This is a genomic window from Actinoplanes sp. NPDC026670, assembly GCF_040638175.1.
Taxonomy (GTDB): Bacteria; Actinomycetota; Actinomycetes; order Mycobacteriales; family Micromonosporaceae; genus Actinoplanes.
Window position 1 is genome coordinate 1 of sequence record NZ_JBEZXU010000066.1, and the last position, 22,065, is coordinate 22,065.

Sequence of the window (22,065 nt, forward strand, 5' to 3'; positions counted from 1 at the left end):
ACCACCACCCCCACCGCCCGCACCGCTGCCCGCACCACCACCCGCACCACCACCCGCACCGCCCGCCGCCCGCCGCCCGCCGCCCGCCGCTCGGCACGTCGAGCGCGGCTTGGCGGGCGTCGCTGTAGCGGAGACGGGCGCATACGTTGGCGTTGCGTGTGCTTGGGTAGTCGTCCTGGCGTGGATGAGCGTTCACGATCGGCCGTGCGTGTGCTCCTGTCCCTGCTGGGGCGATGACCAGCGCACGCAAACGGCCAACGTGTGCGCTGGCCGACGTTGCCGACGCACGCCACCCGCACCAGCCGACCCCGCCGAACGAGCCGCAGACCGCCGGCCGTCGCTCAGCACGGTAAAGCGGCCTGCATTCCAGTGCTGGGCGACGGCTGGCGGTCTCGACCTTGATCGTGACGGCAAGCTCCGAGGGTGAACGCTTTCTAGATCAGCCAGGTGCCGTCTCGCATCAGGGTTCGGGCGGGGATCTCGTTCACCTCGCGCCATGCCTGAATGCGTTGCGGTCGCAGGAGCAGGAAGACGTAGGAGGGGCCAGCGGTTCGAGGGTCCCAGTCGTTCTGGAGGGTGTATGCCTCGCCGATCTCCGGGGAGCCGGCCACCGGGAGCCAGCGGTCCAGGGCTGCGTCGATCATGATGACGTCGCGGGTGGGGCCGATGCCGATCCGGGCGCGGCCGGTTTCGATCAGGGACTTCGCGGTGGGGCTGGTGCCGTCGGTGGCCACGATCAACCGTTCCTCGAACCATGCCAGGGTCAGCGGGACCAGGTGCGGGCCGTCGGTGGCGACCCAGGCGTCCAGCACCGGCGCGGCCAGCCGGGCCAGGGTGTCCGCCTTGCGCTGTTCCCGCGAGCGGGCTGAATCCGTCATGCGCGCAGCCTAGAGCGCCCCGGCCCGGCTGGCTGTCACCGCTGTCCTGGCGGTCCTGAGACAGCGGTGACAGCCAGCAGGGGTTGAGGCGGCTGGTCGTGGCTGTTGTGTTGGGCGGTCTGAGGCGGCGGTGAGAGCCGGCCGGGGAGGGGGCGCTACGCCCGTGAGGCGCCTTTCGGCCGGGAGGAGAGGCCGGCGTCGCGGTGTAGGTGGGGAGGTGTGGTTCGGCGGTGGAGGGCCCACGGCGTACCCAAGGAAAAGCCGGCGGACCATGAGCGGTCCGCCGGCCTGATGCCGATCGGGGTCAGATCTGGGCGAGGCTGCCCGCGTACATGGTGTCGATCTGCTCGGAGAAGTTCGTCTCGACGCTGCGGCGCTTGATCTTCATGGACGGGGTGACCTCGCCGGCCTCGATGCTGAGGTCGCGCGGGAGGATCGCGAACTTCTTGATCGTCTCCCAGCGGTTCAGCTTGGCGTTGAGCTCGCCGATGTAGCCCTCGACCAGCGCGTGGGTCTCGGGCGCGGCGACGATCTCGGCGTAGCTCTTGCCGGCCAGCGGACCGGACGCCGCCCAGGTGGTGATGGCGTCCTCGTCGAGGGCGATCAGCATGGTGACGAAGTTGCGGTTCTGGCCGATGACCACCGCCTGCGAGGTGTACGGGCAGACCGCCTTGAACGAGCCCTCGATCGCCGACGGCGCGATGAACTTGCCGCCCGACGTCTTGACCAGGTCCTTCTTGCGGTCGGTGATCTTCAGGTAGCCGTCGGCGTCGAGTTCGCCGATGTCGCCGGTGCGCAGGAAGCCGTCCTCGGTGAACGCCTCGGCGGTGGCCTCCGGCAGGTTGTGGTAGCCGCGCATCACCGGGGCGCCGCGCATCAGCACCTCGCCGTCGGTGTCGATGCGGACCTCGAGGTCGCCGAGCGGCTGGCCGACCGTGCCGATCCGCAGCTTGCCGTTGCGGTTGACGAAGTTGGCGGCGCAGGCCTCGGTCATGCCGTAGCCCTCGAGGATCGGCAGGTTCGCCGCGGCGAAGAATTCGGAGATGTCCCGGCTGAGGGCCGCCGAGCCGCTGACCAGCACCTTGATGTTGCCGCCGAGCTTGGCCTGGAGCTTGGAGAAGACCAGTTTCTCGGCGATCGAGTACTGGACGGCGAGGCCGGCCGGGACCGGCTTGCCGGCCTGCTGGAGGGCGACCCGCTTCTTGCCGGTGGCGACCGCCCAGGTGAAGATCTTCGGCTTCAGGCCGGTGCCGGAGAGGCCGCTGGTGACGGTCTTGTTGTAGACCTTCTCGTAGATGCGCGGCGGGGCGCACATCAGGGTCGGCTTGATCACCGCGAGCAGGTCGATCAGCTTGTCCACCCGGCCGTCGACGTAGGTCGGCACGCCCACGTGCAGGATGCCGCAGAGCAGCGTCTTGCCGAACGCGTGCGACATCGGCAGCCACAGGTAGTGCAGGTCGGTCGGCGAGAACAGGCCGAGGTCCTCCTGCGCGACGCCCTCCCACGTCCAGCCCTTGTGCAGCAGCTCGACGCCCTTGGGACGGCCGGTGGTGCCGGAGGTGTAGATCAGGGTGGCGACGTTGTCCGGGCCGAGCTGGGCCACCACGTCGTCGATCAGGCCCGGCTCGCGGGTGAGCGCCTCGTTGCCGAGCTGCTCCAGCTCGGCCAGGGTGATCTGCGGCGGTGTGGCGGCGGCGTCGGCGGGGCCGTCGATCAGCACCACCTTCGTCACCGCGGTGGTGGCGCCGGAGATCTTCAGGGCCTGCTTCGCGTTCTCCGCGATCAGAACCTTCGACCCGGAGTCGGACACGATGAACGACGTGTCCTCCGGCTCGGTCGTCGGGTAGACCGTCGTGGCGGCCGCGCCGGCCACGTTGATGCCAAGGTCGACCAGGATCCACTCGAGCCGGGTGTTGGACAGGATCGCGACCCGGTCCTCCAGGCCGATGCCCAGCTCACGGAGCCCGGCGCCGATCGCCCGGGTGCGCTCGCCGACCTGCCGCCAGGTCAGCCAGGCCGGTCCGCTGTCGTCGGCGTTGGGCCCGGCCAGGGCTTTTGCGTCGGGAGTCTTGGCCACGCGCTGGAAGAGCATGTCCGGGATGGACCGGTAGGGAACCTCGAGAGCCATTCGAGCGCCGCCTTCAACCATTCACGGGGGGTGTGTACGTAACGTCAGTGTTACCGCAGAGTAATGCGCGGGCGGCACCACGGCTAGAGTCGGATCAACCCCTATCCTAGTCAGCCCGGAACTGCGTTGTCCGGCATGGCTTTTCCGATGGTCGGCGGCACTGGCGCCGACACGGTCGGTGACGACGAACCGGCTGTCCGGGCGCGGGCGGCGTTCGGCGGATGGGGGATCGGCACCTTCATCGACCGGACGGCACCGGCTGCCGGATCATCTGGTAGGCCAGCGAACCCCCGGCGATGACCAGGCTCAGCAGGGCCGGCAGCCCGTTGAGCCACAGCAGGGCGACCACGGCCACGAAGGCGGTGCCGGCGACCAGCCGGGCCCGCAGTCCGGTCAGCAGCCGCAGCGCCGCCGCCGTGCCGATCACGTAGACCAGGGTGAAGCACCCGGTGGTCAGCAGGGCGGCGGTGTGCAGGTCCAGCGGCAGCAGCACACAGGCGATGCCGGCCAGGAAGATGAACGTCAGCGAGCGCCGCTGGGCGCCGAACACCCGGGCCGGGAGCGCGCCCTCGTTCGCGAGAGCCACCCCGAGCCGGCTCGCCCCGGCGAAGTAGGCGTTGACCGCGCCGAGCGTCAGCACCACCGCGATCACCGCGGTCAGCGCCCGCACCGGGCCACCCAGCCCGATCGCCAGCAGGTCGGCGAGCGGCGCCCGGCTGCCGGCCAGCGCCGGGCCCAGCGCGAGCACGCTCACCGCCGCCACCGCCAGGTAGAGGACACCGACGACGGCGACCGCGATCAGGGTGGCCCGGGGCACGTCGCGGCGCGGGTTCCGGTACTCGCCGGACAGCGACGACAGCGCCTCCCAGCCGGCGAAACCCCAGACCAGCAGGGCCGCCGCGGCGCCGATCCCGGACCAGCCGTGCGGCGCGAACGGGGTCAGGTTCGCCCGGTCCAGGTGCGGCAGCGCGGCCAGCACGGTCACCACCAGCATGGTCGCCAGCGAGATCGAGAGCACCACCTGGACCCGGCCGGAGATGCGAAGACCGAACCAGTTCATGACGTACGCCGTACCGACGATCACCAGGAACGTGGCGAGTTCGGTGAGCCGCCCGCCGCCGAGCACGTCGGACACGTACCCGCCGGTGAACGCCACCGCGACCGGGGCGCCGAGCGGGACCGCGAAGTAGAACGTCCAGCCGACCGCCGCCGCGACCCGCGGGCCGAACGCCATGCCGGCATAGGTGGCCACCCCGCCGGCGTCCGGACAGCGCGCGCCGAGGGCGGCGAACGTCCAGGCCAGCGGCGCCGACAGGAGGATCAGGGCGAGCCACGCGACGAGGGACGCCGGCCCCGCGGCCTCGGCGGCCAGGGCGGGCAGGGAGATCAGCCCGGTGCCCAGGACGGCGCCGACGGAGAGCGCGGCGCCCTGGGTGACGGACAGATCGGTGCGAGCGGCGGTCATGACTGGCGAACCTAGGCGGGGCCGCCCGCCGCCTCCACCCGATTACACGCCCAGCCGGGCCGTCCGGAGCCGCTCGGCGAGCGCCGGGTCGCCGTCGACCAGCGCCCGGGAGGCGCGCTGCCGCCCGAAGAAGAAGACTGCGATCTCGCCCACATCGCCGGTGACCCGTACCGGCGGCTGGTCACCGGCCCGGATCGGGTCGAGGCCGTTCGCCGCGATCTCGGCGCTGATCCCGAGCCGGCGCAGGATGCCCCGGACGATCAGCTTGAGGTTGCGGTGCAGGGTGGTCTCGAACTCCCTGTCGAGGGCCCGCGGCTCCCAGCCGGCGCTGCCGCGGCGCACGTCCTCGTGGTGGATGAACATCTCCATGGTGTTGGCCAGCGGGTCGACCACCGGATTGCTGATCGGGCTCCACACCGGCGGGGTGCGCAGCTGGGCGATCAGCTCCTGGTACGGCAGCGCCGCCCGGGCCAGCCGGATGCCCTCCCCATAGCCCGCCAGCGGCTTGATCAGCAACCCGGCCGCCGAGTCGGGCCGCCGGTCCCGGACCACGATGTGCGCCGCCAGATCGCGTGTCGTCCACCCCTCGCAGAGCGTCGGAGCATCCGGTCCCGTGCTGGTCAGCAGGTCGGCGAGCCGCTCCCGCTCGATGCGGGCGTAGTTGGTCATGGATCGATCGTAGGCCCAGGTGTAATCGTGGCCACAATGTAAACGGGTGCGCAGTGGGCAAGGATGGACCGGTAAGGTCGGATGTGCCGACTAATGCTTACCAGTCAGGTAGGAATGTGACCAGCGGGACCGGCAACGATGTGCTGGTACGGGGACTGCGGGTGCTCGGCCAGGCGATCCGGACAGAGCCACGGCTCTTCACGATCAGCGCTGTGGGCAGCAGCTTCTTCGGCTTTCTGATCATTGCGAACTCGTACATCGTCGGCGCCGTCATCGGCCGGATCGTGGTGCCCGCCTTCGCCGACCGCCGGGTCGGCTCGGGCAGCCTCGCGCTGGCCGTCGCGGTCCTGCTGGGGATCAGCGGGCTGCGGGTGGCGAGCATCTGGGCCCGCCGGATTGGCGCCGGTTTCATGCAGTTCCGCCTCCAGGCGCGGTACCGGCGCGCGGTGACCCGCCGCTACCTGTCGCTGCCGCCCGAGTGGCACCAGCGGCACGCCACCGGCGCGCTGCTCTCCAACGCGAGCTCGGATGTGGAGGCCGCGTTCGCGCCGATCGCGCCGCTGCCGTTCGCGGTCGGCACGATCGTGATGATCGCCGGGGCGCTGGGCGCGTTGTTCCTCACCGACTGGGTGCTGGCCCTGGTCGGGGTCGCGTTGTTCCCGGCGCTGTTCGCGCTGAACTTCTTCTACTCGCGGCGGATGGCCCCGCGCCAGATCCACGCCCAGCGGATGCGGGCCAAGGTCGCCGCGGTCGCCCACGAGAGCTTCGACGGCGCGCTGGTGGTCAAGACGATGGGCCGGGAGGCCGACGAGTCCCGCCGGTTCGGGGTGTTCGTCACCGAGCTGCGTGACGCGCTCGTCGCGGTGGGCCGGCTGCGCGGGGTGTTCGACCCGCTGATGGAGAGCCTGCCCAGCGTCGGCACCCTGGCCGTGCTGCTGATCGGCACCTGGCGGCTCCAGGCCGGCGCGATCACCGTCACCGAGGTGATCAGCGTCGCGTTCCTGTTCACCGTGCTGGCGTTCCCGGTGCGGGCGATCGGCTGGGTGGTCGGCGAGCTGCCGCGCAGCGTCGCCGGCTGGGAGCGGGTGCAGGCGGTGCTGGCGGCCGAGGGCGACCTGACCTACGGCGCGGGCGATCTGCCCGGCGCCGGGCCGGCCGAGCTGCGCTTCGACCGGGTCGACTACCGCTACGCCGGCGGCCCGCCGGTGCTCACCGACGTGACCTTCACCGTCCCGGCCGGGACCACGGTGGCGCTGGTCGGCGCGACCGGCTCGGGCAAGTCTACGATCGCCGCGCTGGCCATGCGCCTGGTCGACCCGGCCTCCGGCGCGGTGTCCCTCGACGGGGTGAAACTTCCCGACCTGTCGGCGCCCGCGCTGGCCGCCGCGACCGGTCTGGTCCCGCAGATCCCGTTCGTCTTCGACGACACCATCCGCGGCAACGTCGCGCTGGACCGGCCGGAGATCGACGACGATGCGGTACGGGCGGCGCTGCGCCTGGCTCAGGCCGACGGCTTCGTCACCGCGCTGCCGGACGGGCTGGACACCGAGGTCGGCGAGCGGGGCACGTCGCTCTCCGGCGGGCAGCGGCAGCGGCTCACCCTGGCCCGTGCCCTGGCCGGGCGCCCGCGGCTGCTGGTGCTGGACGACGCGACCAGCGCGGTCGACCCCCGGGTGGAGGCCGCGATCCTCGGCGCGCTGCGCGAGTCGGGCACGTCCCTGCTGGTGGTGGCGTACCGGCGGGCCAGCATCGCGCTCGCCGACCAGGTCGTCTACCTGCATCAGGGCCGGGTGGTGGCGACCGGTTCACACACCGAGCTGATGGAGTCCCAGCCGGGTTACCGCGAGCTGGTCACGGCGTACGAGAAGGCGGATCAATGAGCGACCTGGGCACCTTCGCCACCGTCCGGCGCGGGCTGTCGCTGTCGCCGGAGCTGCGGATCGGGCTGGCCGGCACGGTCGGCCTGGCGATCCTCCAGATGTCCGGCCGGGTGGCCGTGCCGATCGCCGTCCAGCAGGGCATCGACCACGGCATCAACGGCCCGTCCGGCCCGGATCCGGGTGTCGTCGTCACGGTGGTGGCGCTGACCCTGGCCGCGCTGGCGATCTCGACACTGTGCGGGTACCTGATGACCAGGCGCCTGTTCACGGTCAGCGAGACCGCGCTCGGCGGCCTGCGGTCGCGCACCTTCCGGCACATCCACGACCTGTCGATGCTGCACCAGCAGTCCGAGCGGCGCGGGTCGATGGTGTCCCGGGTGACCGGCGACGTGGACCAGATCTCCCAGTTCCTCCAGACCGGCGGCGTGCAGTTGCTGCTCGCCGGCGGGCAGCTGGTGGTGTCCACGGTGGTGATGTTCGCCTACTCCTGGCAGCTCAGCGTGGTCGTGTTGCTCTCCTTCGCGCCGGCCATCGGGGTGATCCGGCTCTTCCAGAAGCGGCTGGGGGTCGCCTACCGTACCGTCCGCGAACGCACCGGTGTGATGCTCGGCACAGTGGCCGAGTCGGTGGTCGGCGCCACAGTGATCCGCGCGTTCGGGGTGTCCGGCCGGACCGCCCGCCGCCTGGACACCGCGGTCGACGAGCTGCGCACCGCCCAGCAGCGGGCCATGCGCACCAGCGTGACCAGCTTCTCCAGCGGTGAGATCAGCGCCGGCCTGGCCCTGTCCGGGGTGGTGGTGGCCGGTGTCCTGCTCGGGGTGGACGGCGAGCTCACGGTGGGCCGGCTGACCGCGTTCCTGTTCCTGGTGACGCTCTTCATCCAGCCCGTGCAGATCGCCACCGAGCAGCTCAACGAGGCGCAGAACGCGGTGGCCGGCTGGCGGCGGATCCTGGACGTGCTGGACGTCGACCCGGACGTGGCCGACCCCGACGACCAGGGCGTGGAGCTGCCGGCCGGGCCGCTGTCGGTGCGCTTCGACGATGTGTCGTTCCGCTATCCGGGCGGGCCGCTCGTGCTGTCCGACGTGGATCTGACCCTGGACGCGCGCCGCAAGTACGCCGTGGTCGGGGAGACCGGCAGCGGCAAGACCACGTTCGCGAAGCTGCTCACCCGGCTGATGGACCCGGCCGGGGGCGCCGTGCTGCTGTCCGGGGTGCCGCTGACCTCGGTGCGGTTCTCGTCACTGCGGTCCCGGGTGGTGATGGTGCCGCAGGACGGCTTCCTCTTCGACGCGACGATCGCCGAGAACATCCGTTTCGCCGAGCCGTCGCTCACCGACGAGCAGTTGCGGGCGGCCTTCGCCGAGCTGGGGCTCGGCGACTGGCTCGCCGGCCTGCCGGCCGGTCTGGAGACCGCGGTGGGCGAGCGGGGCGAGTCGCTCAGCGTGGGCGAGCGGCAGCTGGTGGCGCTGGTACGGGCGTACGTCGCCGACCCGGACCTGCTGGTGCTGGACGAGGCGACCAGCGCGGTCGACCCGGCCACCGAGGTGCGTCTCCAGTACGCGCTCGACCTGGTGACCCGCGGCCGGACCACGGTGGCCATCGCGCACCGGCTGTCCACGGCGGAGTCCGCGGACGAGGTGATCGTGGTGGATGCGGGCCGCGTCGTGCAACGCGGCCCGCACGCCCGCCTCGTCGCCGAGACGGGTTCGATCTACGCCAAGCTCTACGCCAGCTGGTTGGAGCAGACACGCTGACCAGCTTCTGACCGGCCGGGGGCCGGTGAGATGAGCGCGTCGCCCGCAGCGGCCGCGAGGTTCCGCGACCGCTGCGAGAGGCCCGCCATTTCAGCGATTCAAGAGCCTGCCCGAGGTGTTATCGGGCGTAGTACTCGACGACCAGCTGCTCGTCACAGAGGACCGGGACCTCGGAGCGCTGCGGGACACGGATCACCGTGGTGCGCAGCTCCTCGAGGACGGTCGACAGGTACGGAGCGGTCGGGCCGTCGATGTGCGTGCCGGTCGCCGCGATCTGGAACGGCGGCTTCTGCCGGGACGTCTCCTTGACCTCGATGACCTGGCCCGGCTTCAGCTTGTAGCCGGGGCGGTCCACCTTCTTGCCGTCCACGGTGAAGTGACCGTGCACGACGAGCTGGCGGGCCTGGTAGATGGTCCGGGTGAAACCGGCCCGGAACACGGTGGCGTCGAGGCGGCGCTCGAGCAGCGTGACCATCGTCTCGCCGGTCTTGCCCTCAGCCTTGTGGGCGGCGTCGTAGGCCGCCCGCATCTGGACCTCGCTGATGTTGTACTGGTGCCGCAGCCGCTGCTTCTCCAGCAGCCGGACCTGGTAGTCCGAGGCCTTGCGACGGCCGCGGCCGTGCACGCCCGGCGGGAACGGACGCCGCTCGAAGTACTTGACGCACTTACGCGTCAGAGGGATGCCGAGGGCGCGCGACAGCTTCGCCTTGGGTCGGGAGTTGTTCAACTGCGATCTCCTGTTACGGTTAGCCTTGCCTAACTTAGGTAAGCCTAACCGGTGCCCGGAGGTGCTCGTCATGCAACCCAGTCCCGCCGAGATCGCGCGCACTCTCGCGGCCGGTCACCTGCCCGCTGTCGCCCACATCGCCTGCCGTCCCGGACCCACTCCGGTCCGGCACGTGACCGACGCTCAGGGACGAGTGCTGCTCCTCGTGCCCAGCGAGGGTACTCTCGCCGGCGCGCTTCGCCCACAGGACGGCAACGACGACACCGCGCTCGTTCTGGACATCCGGGATGTGCCGCCGATGGCGTCCTCGCCGTCGCTCGGGCGGATCTGGGTCTCCGGCTGGGCTGCGCGACTCGACGGCGACGACGCCCGGGCCGCCGCGCTCGACTACGCCGACACCGACGCCTGCGGCGACCTGCTCGACATCGGCGAGAGCCAGGCCCTCTACCGGATGGAGGTCGCCGAGGTCCGCTGGGAGCGCAACGAGAAGCTCGTCGAGATCGATCCGGACGACTACGCCGAGGCCACCCCGGACCCGCTGCGTGCCGTCGAGTTCGACCTGATCGCCGACCTCGCCGACCACCACATGGGCGAGATGAGCGACTACGTGCGCCGCCAGCTGGGCAAAGAGGCCCGGCCGGGTGACGAGCCCAAGGTGGTGCGGATGGACCGCTACGGCTTCCTGGTGCGGATGGGCGGCCGCAGCGCCCGCCTCGCCTTCCCCCGCCCGGTCACCGACCGGCACGACCTGGCGCACCTGCTGCACCCGATCCTCTGCCGGCGCTGCTGCAACAGCGATGCCGCCTAGAACTGCCGCCGAAGACTGAAGCGGCGCCGCTGCAACAGCGGCGCCGCTGAGAAACGAGGCGGGATCCCGCGGCGACCTTCTGCCGCCGTCATGCCGCGGGATCCCGTCTCCGAGCCCTGCCACCCGGTGCCGCGGGTGGCAGGGCTCACATTTTTACAGCGACAGGATCCGGTCCAGGAACTCCCGGTAGCCGCGCATCGCCATCCGCATGCTCTCGGTGTCCGGGGTGTCGGTGCCGCGCAGCGGGTCCAGCTCGTCCCGCTCGGCCAGCAGCACCTCGGTCAGCTCGTTGACCGCGTCGGTGAGCAGGTCGTGGGCCCGGGTCAGCGCGGTGACCGGGTCGTCGACGAACTCCGCCTTCACCTCGTGCCACGCCGCCCGGAAGTGCCGGGCCGCGTCCTCGTCCCAGATGGTGCGGCCGATCAGCGGCTCCTCACCGGTGTGGTCGGCGCCCGTCTCGTCGGCCTGCGCGCGACGGCCCGGCCGGCGGACCGGCTCGGCGTCCTCCAGGCTGGCCGACCGGCGGGCCACCGGAAGCGGCTCCTCGACGACCTCCTCGCGGGCCCGGCGGACCGGCGGCGCGGGCGGGAAGGTGAGGAAGTCCGACGGCGGCGTGACCGTGCCGGCCGGCGGGGCAGCCGGAGTGATCGACGCCACACCGAACGCCTCGGCCGGGCGGCCCAGGCTGTAACCGGTCGGCGCGAAGCCGTACCCACCCTCGGTGGCCGGCGGCAGGCCGGCGTCGCCGAGATCGATGGTCAGGTCCGGTGGCGTCCGCGTCGTCGGGATCTGCACCGAGGCGGAAACCGTCACCGGGACGTCCGGCGCGGGTGAGACCGGCGCGGGCACGCCCGGGTCGGCCGGCTCCGGCGCCGCGGCCGGCAGGCCGGACACCGGCTGCAACGTCCCGGCCGGGTGATCCGGGGTGAAATCCGCGACCGTGTACGGGTTCGGCGCGTACGCCGGGGAAACCGGAGCGCCGGACACCGGGCCGTCGGAGACCGGAATGCCCTGAACCGCCGGGATCGGCTGAGTCAGGCCGGGCACCGAGGCCCAGCCCGCGGCCGCGCGCGGCGGGTCGGCCGGAGCCTGCCCCGGCGACTCCTCGACGGGGTCGCCCGAGGCGTCCGGGCCGGCCTCGCCGGTCTGCGCGTAACCGGGCGCGCCTGCCCGTCCGTTCATGTCCTCACGTCCGTTCTCGTCGCTGGGTCCCGCCACCTCGGCGGCCTCCTGGCCGGCGTCCGGTGGAGCCTGGTCCGCGGGCTCCTCCACAGGTGTGGCGGCGGCCGGCTCCTCGTCGGTCGGCTGGTCACCGACCTGAGGCTCACCCTCGGCGGTCTCGCCGGCGGGCTCCGGATCGTCACCGTCCCGGTCGCTGTCGCCGCCCTCGTGGCCGCCGAAGAGGAACCGCCCGGCACGCCGGCCGAGGCCGAAGCCACTCTCCGGCGCACCGGACTTTACGTCCTGCACGGCCTCCGCCTCGTCCTCCGGAGGTACTGAGTGATCAGGATCGCCGTGCCGTTCCGGCTCCGGCGGACCGGTCTCCGGGCGGTGGCCGGCGGGGTGGCGCGGCACGTTTCGGCCGGCCCGGTTCAGCCCGAACGGGTCGGCTGCGCCACTCGGATGGCGGGTGGCCGAGGCGATCGGCGCCAGCGGCGGGATCGGCCGGCTGCGGAAGGTGCCGAGCGGCGAGCCGTTCAGCAGATCGGCCGGGGTCTCCAACGGCTCGTCGGCCACCGGCTCCGGCTCGGGACGGACCTGCCAGAAGCGGGCCAGGCCGGGCGAGGGCCGTGCGTTGTCGGGGCTGGACGTCGGCTCCATCTCGGTTCACCACTCCCGGTTGCGAGTCCGCGCCCGCCGGGATGCCTTGGATACGCAGTTTTTCAGCCGTGCGGCACACCGGGCGGCGGGCGCCGGGCAGTAAGGCCAGTACCGCGCTTCCCGGCGACGGTACCGCTCCGGATCGCCGAGCACACCCCCGGTTACCGGATCGTGGGCCCCCTGCGGGTCGTTACAGCTGTGCCGGGTGATGGGGGAGAATCGCATCCGTGCCCGTACCCGATGTAGAGACCGCCCTGGACCCGGCCATCGCCGCCCGCCTCAAGCGCACCCCCGACGGCCTCGTCGCGGCGATCGTGCAGGAGCACGGCACCGGCGACGTGCTGATGCTCGGCTGGATGGACGACGAGGCCCTGCGCCGCACCCTGACCACCGGCCGGGCCACCTACTGGTCCCGCAGCCGTCAGGAGTACTGGGTGAAGGGCGCCACCTCCGGCCACCACCAGCACGTGCGCGGCGTCTCCCTCGACTGCGACGGCGACGCGCTGCTGGTCACCGTGGTGCAGACCGGCGCCGCCTGCCACAACGGCACACACACCTGCTTCACCGACGACCTGCTTACGGAGGGCCAGTGACCAGCGGAGCCACCGTCCCGGACGAGGCCGGATTCGTCGCGGCGAAGAGGCGGGTCGTCCCGGTCACCCGCAAGCTGCTGGCCGACGGCGAGACCCCGATCGGGGTGTACACGAAACTGGCCGGCGGACCGGGCACCTTCCTGCTCGAGTCGGCCGAGCAGGGCCTGGCCTGGTCGCGGTACTCGTTCGTGGGCGTGCGCAGCGTCGCCACCCTGACCGAGCGGGACGGGCAGGCCGAGTGGCTCGGCGCCCCGCCGTCCGGGGTCCCGCTCGGCGGCGACCCGGTGGCGGCCCTGCGCGAGACGGTGGCCGCGCTGACCGGCGCCCTCGACGAGAGCCTGCCCCCGCTCACCGGCGGCCTGGTCGGCTACATCGGCTACGACCTGGTCCGGCGCTTCGAGAAACTGCCGTCCACCGCCGCCGACGACCTGCGGCTGCCCGAGCTGGGCATGCTGCTCGCCACCGACCTGGTGGTGCTCGACCACCACGAGGGCTCGGCGCTGCTGGTCGCCAACGCGGTGCTGGACGCCGACGCCGACGACGCGGCCCGCCGTGCGGCGTACCACCAGGCGGTCGGCCGGCTCGACGCGATGACCACCGCGCTGTCCCGGCCCACCCCGCCGATGGTCTCCACGGTCGATCGCCGTCCGGCCGGTGAGCCGGTCAGCCGCACTCTTCCGGGGGAGTACCAGAAATCGGTCGAGGAGGCCAAGGAGGCGATCCGGGCCGGCGAGTGCTTCCAGATCGTGGTGGCGCAGCGGTTCGAGCGGCCCACCGACGCCAACGCGCTCGACGTCTACCGGGTGCTGCGGGCGACCAACCCGAGCCCGTACATGTACCTGCTCCGCTTCGACGACTTCGACATCGTCGGCTCCTCGCCGGAGGCGCACCTCAAGGTGAGCGCCAACCGGACCGCGCTGCTGCACCCGATCGCCGGCACCCGCTGGCGGGGCGCCACCCCGGAGCAGGACGCCGCGCTCGCCGCCGAGCTGCTCGCCGACCCGAAAGAGCGGTCCGAGCACGTGATGCTGGTCGACCTGGGCCGCAACGACCTGGGCCGGGTCTGCGAGCCGGGCAGTGTCGAGGTGCCGGAGTTCGCCCGGATCGAGCGGTACAGCCACGTCATGCACATCGTGTCGACGGTGGTCGGCCGGCTCCGGGACGACCGTTCGGCGTTCGACGCGCTGGCCGCGACGTTCCCGGCCGGCACGCTCTCCGGCGCGCCCAAGGTCCGGGCCATGGAGATCATCGAGCAGCTGGAGCCGACCCGGCGTGGCCTCTACGGCGGCACGGTCGGCTATTTCGGGTTCGCCGGCGACATGGACATGGCGATCGCGATCCGGACGGCGCTGCTCAAGGACGGGGTGGCGTATGTCGGGGCGGGCGCCGGCATCGTCGCTGACTCCGACCCGGCCGCCGAGGAACTGGAGACCCGCAACAAGGCCGCCGCGGTGCTCGCCGCGATCGCCTCGGCGGAGACCCTGCGCGCCGCCCGATGAATCCCAGCCAGCCGACGCCCAGCCCGTCGGAGCCCCGCTCGAAGAGGACCTATCCCGCGGCTGTCGCGGCCGGTCTGGCCGGGGCCGGGCTCGCGCTTTTCGCGGTGACCAGGGTCTGGGCGATCGATATCGAGCAAAGGCCCGGATTGTCGGATCTGCGGACTGTGCAGACCGGGGCGGAGACCCAGCCGTGGCTGATCGGGCTGGCGGTGGTCGGTCTCGCCGGCACCGGAGCGCTGCTCGCCACCCGCGGCGTGGTCCGGCGGGTGCTGGGAGCGCTCCTGGTCCTGACCGGCGCGGGCGTCGCGGCCGGCGCGATCCTGGCCCGGTCCGGCATCGACCCGGGCTCGGCGAGCCCGGTCTGGCCGGTCGCCTGCGTGGCCGGCGGCGCGACCCTGGCGGTCGCCGGTGTGCTGGCCGCGCGTCACGGCCACCTGTGGTCGGCGATGTCCGCGCGGTACGAACGGCGCCCGGCCGCCCCCGCCTCGAGCGAAGCCGCCTCGGGCCGGGATCTCTGGGACGCCCTGGACCGCGGTGAGGACCCGACCGCCCGTTGACCGGCTGTTTACCGGTTTGCGCTGGTCAGCGGCTTGATCCGCCGGCGCCCGGCCGGGTTGCTGGCGATCATCGCAGCGACCGCCCGGGCGGTCTCCACCCGGGCGGCGGCCCGGGCCCGGTCGGCCTGGATGGCGTCCCACGCGTTCTCCCGCGCGGTCCGCACGTTGTCCGAGCCGACGACGGCCCGCTGGACGCCGTTGGCGACCTCGGCCGCCACCGAGACGAGCACTCGGGACATACCGGCAAAGTTCATCGGCTGGGGTAACTCAGTGGCCATGGGGTCGACTCCGCATCATCGTCCGGCCGGCTGGCGGCGTGCGAGAAAGAACCCGAACGCCGGGACAAGTCTGCCCGAGTCACATGATGGTGGAGTCGTATTTCCGCTCGGTGACACTCCTGTCAACGGGGAGTGGTATCGGCCGAACGGGGGAGGGGTCCCTGCACAGCGGCTTGCGCACTATTCGCACGGTGTGAGCGATGAGACATCCCCGACGGGCAGCCAGGCATTATGCCGCAGTCCATTCCGTGAGGCGCGCCATACCCCCGGCACCCCGTCACCCGCCGTCACCTCCTAGCATCGGGCCGAAGACACCCGGAGAGGGGAGTCATTACGTGACATCCGATCAGGCGGAAGCGGGCAGTGGCGGAACCGCTCGCGGAGCGGCAAAGCAGAACGTCCTCGAGGAGATCCTCGCCGGCGTCCGGGAGGACGTCGCGGCGCGGCAGGCACAGGTGCCTCTCGAGCGGGTGCGGGAGCTCGCAGCGGCGGCCCCGCCCGCGATCGACGCGTACGCCGCGTTGCGCAAGCCCGGCGTGGCGGTGATCGCCGAAGTGAAGCGGGCGTCCCCGTCGAAGGGCGCCATCGCCGACATTCCCGACCCGGCCGAGCTGGCGGGGGAGTATGCGCTGGGCGGCGCCCGGTGCATCAGCGTCCTCACCGAGGGCCGCTGGTTCGGCGGCTCGCTGGACGATCTCGCCGCGGTTCGCGCCGCGGTGAAGATCCCGGTGCTGCGCAAGGACTTCGTGGTCTCCAGCTATCAGGTGCACGAGGCGCGCGCCCACGGCGCCGACCTGGTGCTGCTGATCGTCGCTGCCCTGGAGCAGAACGTGCTGGTCGGCCTCCTGGAGCGCATCGAGTCGCTGGGCATGACGGCCCTCGTCGAGGTGCACAACGAGGAGGAGGCGGACCGGGCGCTCGAGGCGAACGCGAAGGTGATCGGGGTGAACGCCCGCGACCTGCGCACCCTCGAGGTGGACCGGTCGGTCTTCGAGCGGATCGCCCCCGGCCTCCCGCAGAGCGTCGTGAAGATCGCCGAGTCCGGTGTGCGCGGCCCGCACGACCTGATCCGCTACGCGTCCGCGGGCGCCGACGCGGTGCTGGTCGGCGAGGGCCTGGTGACCCAGAAGTCGCCGCGTGACGCGGTGGCCGAGCTGGTCAACGCCGGAAACCACCCGGCCACGCCGAGGCCGGTGCGGTGAGCGCCCCCACCCTGCCGGACCTCGCCGGGCACTTCGGGAGGTACGGCGGACGGTTCGTGCCCGAGGCGCTGATCAAGGCCCTCGACGAGCTGGACGCCGCGTACCGGTCGGCGAAGCAGGACCCGGAGTTCCAGAAGACCTTCGAGGGCCTGCTGCTGAACTACGCGGGCGTGCCGTCGCTGCTCTACCGGGCGACCCGGCTCTCCGCGGCCCTGGGCGCGGAGATCCTGCTGAAGCGGGAGGACCTGAACCACACCGGCGCCCACAAGGTGCGCAACGTGCTGGGGCAGGCGCTGCTCGCCAAGCGGATGGGCAAGCCCCGGGTGATCGCCGAGACCGGCGCCGGGCAGCACGGCGTGGCCAGCGCGACCGCGGCCGCCCTGCTCGACCTGGAGTGCGTCGTCTACATGGGCGAGACCGACACCCAGCGCCAGGCGCTCAACGTGGCCCGGATGCGGATGCTCGGCGCGACCGTGATCCCGGTGACGAACGGGTCCCGTACCCTCAAGGATGCCTTGAACGAGGCGCTGCGGGACTGGGTCTCCACCGTCGAGACCACCCACTACCTGCTGGGGACCGCGGCCGGCCCGCATCCGTTCCCGGAGCTGGTGCGCGACTTCGTCGGCGGCATCGGCGTCGAGGCCCGGGCCCAGTGCCTGGAGCAGCTCGGCCGCCTGCCGGACGCGGTGGCCGCGTGCGTGGGCGGCGGGTCCAACGCGATCGGCATCTTCCACGCGTTCGTGCCCGACGAGGGCGTCCGGCTGTACGGCTTCGAGGCCGGCGGCGACGGTGTGGAGACCGGCCGGCACGCGGCGTCGATCACCGGCGGCTCGGTCGGTGTGCTGCACGGCAACCGCACCTACCTGCTCCAGGACGACGACGGTCAGACCATCGAGTCGCACTCGATCTCGGCCGGCCTGGACTATCCGGGCGTCGGCCCGGAGCACGCCTGGCTGCACGACTCCGGCCGGGCGGTCTACGAGCCGGTGACCGACGCCGAGGCGATGGCCGCGTTCCAACTGCTCTGCCGGACCGAGGGGATCATCCCGGCGATCGAGAGCTCGCACGCTCTCGCCGGCGCCGCGAAGATCGCCCCGCGCCTGCGCGAGGAGCTCGGCCGGACGCCGACGATCGTGATCAACCTGTCCGGTCGCGGCGACAAGGACGTGCACACCGCCGGCGCCTACTTCGGCATCCTCGACCAGAACGAGACGGTCGTCCCGGGGGAGAACACGTGAGCAGCAGTGCTAGCCCCGCGGCGGAAAACAGAATGTCAAATCGTATTGGAGAGACGTTCGCCAAGGCGAAGGCCGAGAACCGGTCGGTGCTGGTCGGCTGCATGCCGGCCGGCTTCCCGACGGTCGACCACAGCATCGAGCAGATGATCGCGATGCACGAGGCCGGCTGCGACGTGATCGAGGTCGAGCTGCCGTACTCCGATCCGGTGATGGACGGCCCGGTGATCCAGAAGGCGAGCGACATCGCGCTCGCCAACGGGGTCCGCACCCGGGACACTCTGAAGATCATCGACGCGGTCTCGTCGGCGGGCGCCACGGTCGTGCTGATGACCTACTGGAACCCGATCGAGAAGTACGGCGTCGACGCGTTCGCCCGTGACCTGGCCGCGGCCGGGGCGACCGGGCTGATCACGCCGGACCTGATCCCGGACGAGGCGGCCGAGTGGATCGCCGCCTCCGACGCGCACCGGATCGACCGGACGTTCCTGGTAGCGCCCAGCTCCACCGACGAACGGATCGCGATGACCCTGGCGAACTGCCGGGGCTTCGTCTACGCGACCGCGCTGATGGGTGTCACCGGCGCCCGTAAGACCGTGTCGTCGCAGGCCCCCGAGCTGGTCCAGCGGATCCGGGCGGCTGACCCGGAGATGCCGGTCGGCGTGGGCCTGGGTGTCGGCAACGGGCAGCAGGCGGCCGAGGTGGCGGCGTTCGCCGACGGGGTGATCGTCGGCAGCGCGCTGATCCGCTGCGTGCTGGACGCCGATGACCGCGGCTCCGCGCTGAGCAACCTGCGGGCCCTGAGCGCCGAGCTGGCTGACGGAGTACGCCGCAGATAACAACAGGGCACCGGCTGATTTCAGCCGGTGCCCTGGGCATCACAGATCGACCGCGCGGCGGTAGCGTGTGCACCCGTGATTATCGCCGCCATCCCCAGCCCCACCGAGTCGGTGTGGGACCTGTTCGGGTTCCCGATCCGCGCCTACGCGCTCTGCATCATCGCCGGCATGGTTGCCGCGACGCTGTTGCTGGAGCAGCGGTTGCGTCACCGTGGGGCGGCGCCGTGGGTCTCGCTGGACATCGTGGTCTGGGCCGTGCCGTTCGGCATCATCGGCGCCCGGATCTATCACGTGATCACCTCGCCGGGCGACTACTTCGGCGCTGACGGTGACCCGGTCAAGGCGTTCTTCATCTGGGAGGGCGGCCTCGGCATCTGGGGCGCGGTCGCCGGTGGCGCGGTCGGCGCGTGGATCGCGGCCCGCCAGATCGGCATCCCGCTGAGCGTCATCGCCGACTCGCTGGCCCCGGCGCTGCCGGTGGCGCAGGCGATCGGCCGGCTCGGCAACTGGTTCAACAACGAGCTGTACGGCAGCGTCACCACCCTGCCGTGGGGTCTCGAGGTGCACGAGATGGACTCGTCGAACCCCGGTCACGCCGTGATGATCGACGGCGAGCCGGTGACCCGTCCCGACCTCTACCACCCGGCCTTCCTCTACGAGCTGATCTGGAACCTGGGTGTCGCCGCGCTGGTCTGGCTGCTGGACCGGAAGTTCAAGTTCGGCCGGGGCCGGGCGTTCGCGCTGTACGTGATGGCCTACACCGCGGGCCGCCTGTGGATCGAGATGCTCCGTGAGGACACCGCGACCCTCTTCTTCGGGGTCCGGCTCAACGTCTACACCTCGATCATCGTGTTCCTGGGCGCGGCGATCTACTTCTTCGTGGTGAAGGGCCCGCGCGGTTACGTGGTCCCGATCGAGGGACCGGACGCGGCGCCCGCCCCGGACGCCGCCGACAGCGACGTCTCGCAGGTCGACGTGTCCGCCACCGGCAAGAGCGCCGAGCGCAAGATGCCGATCGGCTACCGGGTGGTGACCGAGGAGCAGTTCCTGGAGTACCAGAAGACCGGGGCGGTGCCCGCTGCCGACGACACCGCTGCTGCTGCCGCTGCCGACGAGCCGGTCGCCGCCACCGTCGGGGAATCCGACAAACCGGCCGACAAACCTTCAGACGAGAACTGATTCCCATGCGTACGGCCGTGGTGGTGGGCGGGGGGATGGCCGGCCTGGCCGCCGCGGGCGCGCTGTCCCGTTCCGGCTGGCGGGTCACCGTGCTGGAACGGGCCGAACGGGTCGCCGCGCCACCGACCGCGGTGGTGCTGTGGCCCAACGGCCTGCGCGCGCTGCAGTCCCTCGACCCGGACGGCGGCTGGACGGCGATCGCGTCGCCGCTGCCGGACGGCGGGGTCCGCCGGCCGGACGGGCAGTGGCTGGTCGCGCCGCGGGCCCGGTCCGGCGCCGGCTCGTCCCCGGCGGTCGCGCACCTGGAGGACGTCTACGACGCCCTGGTCGCCGGTCTCGGCGACGTGGATCTGCGCACCGGCTTCGAGGCGACCACGATCCGGACCGGGCTGCGCACCCGCCCGATGGTCAGCGACGGCCGGACCACGATCGAGGCGGACCTGCTGGTCGGCGCGGACGGCATCGACAGCCGGGTGCGTGCCGCGGTCGCCCCCGAGTCGGTGGCGGTCGGTTCCGGTTTCGCCGCCTGGCAGGCGGTCATCCCCGGGTTCCGGGTGCCCCGGCTGGACGGCGACCGCTGTGTCGGCGGCGAGACGCTCGGCGCCGGTTACCGGTTCGTGGCGATGCCGCTCGGCGATCACGCGGCCGGGCGCGGCGGCGTCTACTGGGTGGCCACGGCGGCCGGCGCGGCCCGGCCCGAGGCGCCCGCGACCCAGCTCGCCCTGCTGCGCCGGTGGTTCGCCGGCTGGCACGAGCCGGTCGGCGCGCTGCTGGCGGCCACCCATCCGGAGGACCTGGTGCCGCAGGGGGTCCGGGAGCTGCGCCCGCTGCCGCGCGCCTACGGCTTCCCGGCCGGCCCGGGTGGTGTCGTCCTGGTCGGTGACGCCGCGCACGCCATGCCGCATCACCTCGGCCAGGGCGCCTGCCTGGCCTTCGAGGACGTGGCGACGCTGCGCTCGCTGGTCGCCGACGTCGAACCGGGCACGGCGCTGACCGCGGCGGTCGAGACCTACAGCCGGCTGCGCCGCCCGCGCACCACCACCGTGGTCCGGCAGAACCGGCGGATGTCCGCGGTGGTCCAGGCCCGCGGCCGGCTTGCGCTCCGCGCCCGCGACGCCGCGCTCAACCACATGCGCCCGCGGATGCTGGCCCGTTCCCTCGACCCTTCGGCCGACTGGACGCCGCCCGAATAATCGTTCGCCGAAATGGCGTTCGCGTTCAACTTCCGGCAATGCGTGAATTCAACACCACAATTCTTCTGGTACGCACGTGACCGCACACGAACGCACCATTCCCGTTCCGCCGGTTCCGCGCGACGCCCGAGCCCGGTCCCGGCCGAACCGCGACCACCGGGCTGGCCGGCCGCTCCAGCCACCCGTTACCCCGTGAGGCAGCGGCGGCTGGTTCTCCCCGTTGTCCAGGGCGCGTCGTGTCGGCGGCAGCACCCAGCCGCCTCCCGGTGGCCGGCGCTCACCGTCGTCTCGGCGCCCTCAACAAGCTGGGTTTTGGGACGGGGATGGAAGATCTCACAGTTCTGTTCACCCGTTCGAAAAGATCATCTTGCACGGATGTGATGCTGCTCGGGGGCGTGGCAGCCCTCCGGCGGTAAGCAGTGGGAAGAGCTTGGGTGCTTACCGCGTACCATCATGTGGGAAGTGTGAGGAATCGCTGAGGCCGCTAGAGAGGCGCGGCGGCCGGCTCGGCGATGCAGGCCGTGCCCACCCGCCGGAAGCCGACGCGGGTGTAGAGCCGGGCGACGTCGTCGTCGCCCGCCGACAGGAACACCAGGTCGACACCCTCGTTGAGCAGCCGTCCGGCGATGGTGGCGGTGAGCTGTGAGGCGTACCCGCGGCGGCGCGCCGACGGCAGCGTGGCCACCCCGACGACCTCGGCGACGTCCCCGGAGCGCTGGCTGGTGGCGGTGGCGAGGATCCCTTCGGCGGGTGACTCGGCCACCGCGGTGAGGTAGTCGCCGCCGGCGAACATCTCCCGCGCCTGCCGCAGCGCCTCCGCGGTGAGGGCCGCCCCGGCGTCCCGCTCAGCCGGCCCGGCGCCGTCGATGACCAGCGTCTTCTCCGCTGCTTCGAGCGGCGCCTGATAGGCCGGCGCGGCGAATCCGAGCCGGGCCACGGTACGCGAGTGGCGCAGATCGTCGGCGAAGCCACCGGACGCCGGATCCAGGTAGCGGATGGTCCCGTCGCGCAGTGGCAGGTTCGGGACGAGGGCGGCCGGATCGAGCACGAGCAGTGGGGCGAGCAGCACGTCGAGGCCCGCCGAACGGGCGACCGCGAGCAGATCGGGGGTGGTCTCGTGGACCCACTCGAAGGTCTCCGGCAGGCCGAGTTCGCGCTGGCGGGCCCGGGTTTCGATGATGTCGGCGGCGGAGGGGGTGTGCGAACCGGGCCTCGGCCGGGCATAGTAGGGCCAGCCCTCGCCCTCGCGGATGAAGAGAACGAGAGACCCGATCTCTTCGACTCGCGTCCATGGTCGGGGCAAAGCGTCGTAGAACCGCTCGAGCCGGTCGAAGAGGCCGGAATCCACTGGCGCCAT

At 72.1% G+C, this 22,065-nt stretch carries 19 protein-coding genes; 11 read left to right on the top strand and 8 right to left on the bottom strand.

The features are described 5' to 3' along the window. Positions 1-434: 434 nt before the first annotated feature. From AB0E94_RS41670 to AB0E94_RS41685, 4 genes are all read right to left on the bottom strand, one after another. Positions 435-878, bottom strand: a complete 444-nt coding sequence (locus AB0E94_RS41670; RefSeq protein WP_360338232.1) for a pyridoxamine 5'-phosphate oxidase family protein — start codon at positions 876-878, stop codon at positions 435-437. 304 nt (positions 879-1,182) lie between these two features. Beyond that, positions 1,183-3,006: a long-chain fatty acid--CoA ligase gene (locus tag AB0E94_RS41675; RefSeq protein WP_360338235.1), complete on the bottom strand. Its 1,824-nt coding sequence runs from the start codon at positions 3,004-3,006 to the stop codon at positions 1,183-1,185. A gap of 238 nt (positions 3,007-3,244) precedes the next feature. Then, entirely contained in the window at positions 3,245-4,471 is a 1,227-nt protein-coding gene (locus tag AB0E94_RS41680; protein WP_360338238.1) for an amino acid permease, read from the bottom strand. Positions 4,472-4,513: 42 nt separating this feature from the next. After that, a complete protein-coding gene (locus AB0E94_RS41685; RefSeq protein WP_360338241.1) occupies positions 4,514-5,140 on the bottom strand; it encodes a TIGR03085 family metal-binding protein in 627 nt (208 codons plus the stop codon). A gap of 116 nt (positions 5,141-5,256) precedes the next feature. On the opposite strand from AB0E94_RS41685, the gene AB0E94_RS41690 reads away from it, so the two are divergent. Both AB0E94_RS41690 and AB0E94_RS41695 read left to right on the top strand, forming a co-directional pair. Further along, the gene (locus tag AB0E94_RS41690) at positions 5,257-7,020 is read left to right on the top strand and encodes an ABC transporter ATP-binding protein (protein ID WP_360338244.1); all 1,764 of its coding nucleotides are present in this window, start codon (positions 5,257-5,259) and stop codon (positions 7,018-7,020) included. Further along, positions 7,017-8,777 carry an ABC transporter ATP-binding protein gene (locus AB0E94_RS41695; RefSeq protein ID WP_360338247.1) on the top strand — a complete coding sequence of 587 codons (1,761 nt, stop codon included), beginning with the start codon at positions 7,017-7,019 and terminating at the stop codon, positions 8,775-8,777. Before AB0E94_RS41690 ends, AB0E94_RS41695 begins: the two co-directional genes overlap by 4 nt. A gap of 118 nt (positions 8,778-8,895) precedes the next feature. On the opposite strand, the gene rpsD is transcribed toward AB0E94_RS41695, so the two are convergent. Then, on the bottom strand, positions 8,896-9,504 hold the full coding sequence (gene rpsD / locus AB0E94_RS41700; RefSeq protein WP_360338250.1) for a 30S ribosomal protein S4: 609 nt from the start codon (positions 9,502-9,504) through the stop codon (positions 8,896-8,898). A gap of 70 nt (positions 9,505-9,574) precedes the next feature. Between rpsD and AB0E94_RS41705 the strand changes: the two genes are divergently transcribed. After that, complete coding sequence (locus AB0E94_RS41705; protein ID WP_360338253.1) at positions 9,575-10,312, top strand: DUF2470 domain-containing protein; 738 nt, start codon at positions 9,575-9,577, stop codon at positions 10,310-10,312. Between the two features lie 153 nt (positions 10,313-10,465). On the opposite strand, the gene AB0E94_RS41710 is transcribed toward AB0E94_RS41705, so the two are convergent. Next, positions 10,466-12,133, bottom strand: coding sequence for a hypothetical protein (locus tag AB0E94_RS41710; protein WP_360338256.1), 1,668 nt, complete (start codon positions 12,131-12,133; stop codon positions 10,466-10,468). A gap of 227 nt (positions 12,134-12,360) precedes the next feature. Between AB0E94_RS41710 and hisI the strand changes: the two genes are divergently transcribed. Genes hisI through AB0E94_RS41725 form a run of 3 tightly spaced genes read left to right on the top strand, consistent with a single transcriptional unit; the run spans position 12,361 to position 14,782 of the window. Beyond that, positions 12,361-12,726 (top strand): phosphoribosyl-AMP cyclohydrolase, encoded by a 366-nt coding sequence (gene hisI / locus AB0E94_RS41715; RefSeq protein ID WP_360338259.1) that lies wholly within the window; start codon positions 12,361-12,363, stop codon positions 12,724-12,726. Next, the gene (locus AB0E94_RS41720; RefSeq protein WP_360338262.1) at positions 12,723-14,225 is read left to right on the top strand and encodes an anthranilate synthase component I; all 1,503 of its coding nucleotides are present in this window, start codon (positions 12,723-12,725) and stop codon (positions 14,223-14,225) included. The genes hisI and AB0E94_RS41720 overlap by 4 nt, the downstream gene beginning before the upstream one ends. After that, positions 14,222-14,782, top strand: a complete 561-nt coding sequence (locus tag AB0E94_RS41725; RefSeq protein WP_360338265.1) for a Trp biosynthesis-associated membrane protein — start codon at positions 14,222-14,224, stop codon at positions 14,780-14,782. Before AB0E94_RS41720 ends, AB0E94_RS41725 begins: the two co-directional genes overlap by 4 nt. Positions 14,783-14,790: 8 nt before the next feature. Here AB0E94_RS41725 and AB0E94_RS41730 read toward each other — a convergent pair whose 3' ends face one another. Beyond that, on the bottom strand, positions 14,791-15,021 hold the full coding sequence (locus tag AB0E94_RS41730; protein ID WP_360338268.1) for a hypothetical protein: 231 nt from the start codon (positions 15,019-15,021) through the stop codon (positions 14,791-14,793). Between the two features lie 449 nt (positions 15,022-15,470). On the opposite strand from AB0E94_RS41730, the gene trpC reads away from it, so the two are divergent. From trpC to AB0E94_RS41755, 5 genes are all read left to right on the top strand, one after another. After that, the gene (trpC, locus tag AB0E94_RS41735; RefSeq protein ID WP_360338352.1) at positions 15,471-16,262 is read left to right on the top strand and encodes an indole-3-glycerol phosphate synthase TrpC; all 792 of its coding nucleotides are present in this window, start codon (positions 15,471-15,473) and stop codon (positions 16,260-16,262) included. Next, positions 16,259-17,500, top strand: coding sequence for a tryptophan synthase subunit beta (trpB, locus tag AB0E94_RS41740; RefSeq protein WP_360338271.1), 1,242 nt, complete (start codon positions 16,259-16,261; stop codon positions 17,498-17,500). The genes trpC and trpB overlap by 4 nt, the downstream gene beginning before the upstream one ends. A gap of 32 nt (positions 17,501-17,532) precedes the next feature. Then, positions 17,533-18,336 (top strand): tryptophan synthase subunit alpha, encoded by an 804-nt coding sequence (trpA, locus tag AB0E94_RS41745; RefSeq protein WP_360338274.1) that lies wholly within the window; start codon positions 17,533-17,535, stop codon positions 18,334-18,336. A gap of 75 nt (positions 18,337-18,411) precedes the next feature. Beyond that, a complete protein-coding gene (gene lgt, locus AB0E94_RS41750) occupies positions 18,412-19,515 on the top strand; it encodes a prolipoprotein diacylglyceryl transferase (RefSeq protein ID WP_360338277.1) in 1,104 nt (367 codons plus the stop codon). 5 nt (positions 19,516-19,520) lie between these two features. After that, positions 19,521-20,708 (top strand): NAD(P)/FAD-dependent oxidoreductase, encoded by a 1,188-nt coding sequence (locus tag AB0E94_RS41755; RefSeq protein ID WP_360338280.1) that lies wholly within the window; start codon positions 19,521-19,523, stop codon positions 20,706-20,708. Positions 20,709-21,192: 484 nt separating this feature from the next. Here the strand turns inward: AB0E94_RS41755 and AB0E94_RS41760 are convergent, their stop codons facing one another. After that, positions 21,193-22,065: a GNAT family N-acetyltransferase gene (locus AB0E94_RS41760; RefSeq protein WP_360338283.1), complete on the bottom strand. Its 873-nt coding sequence runs from the start codon at positions 22,063-22,065 to the stop codon at positions 21,193-21,195.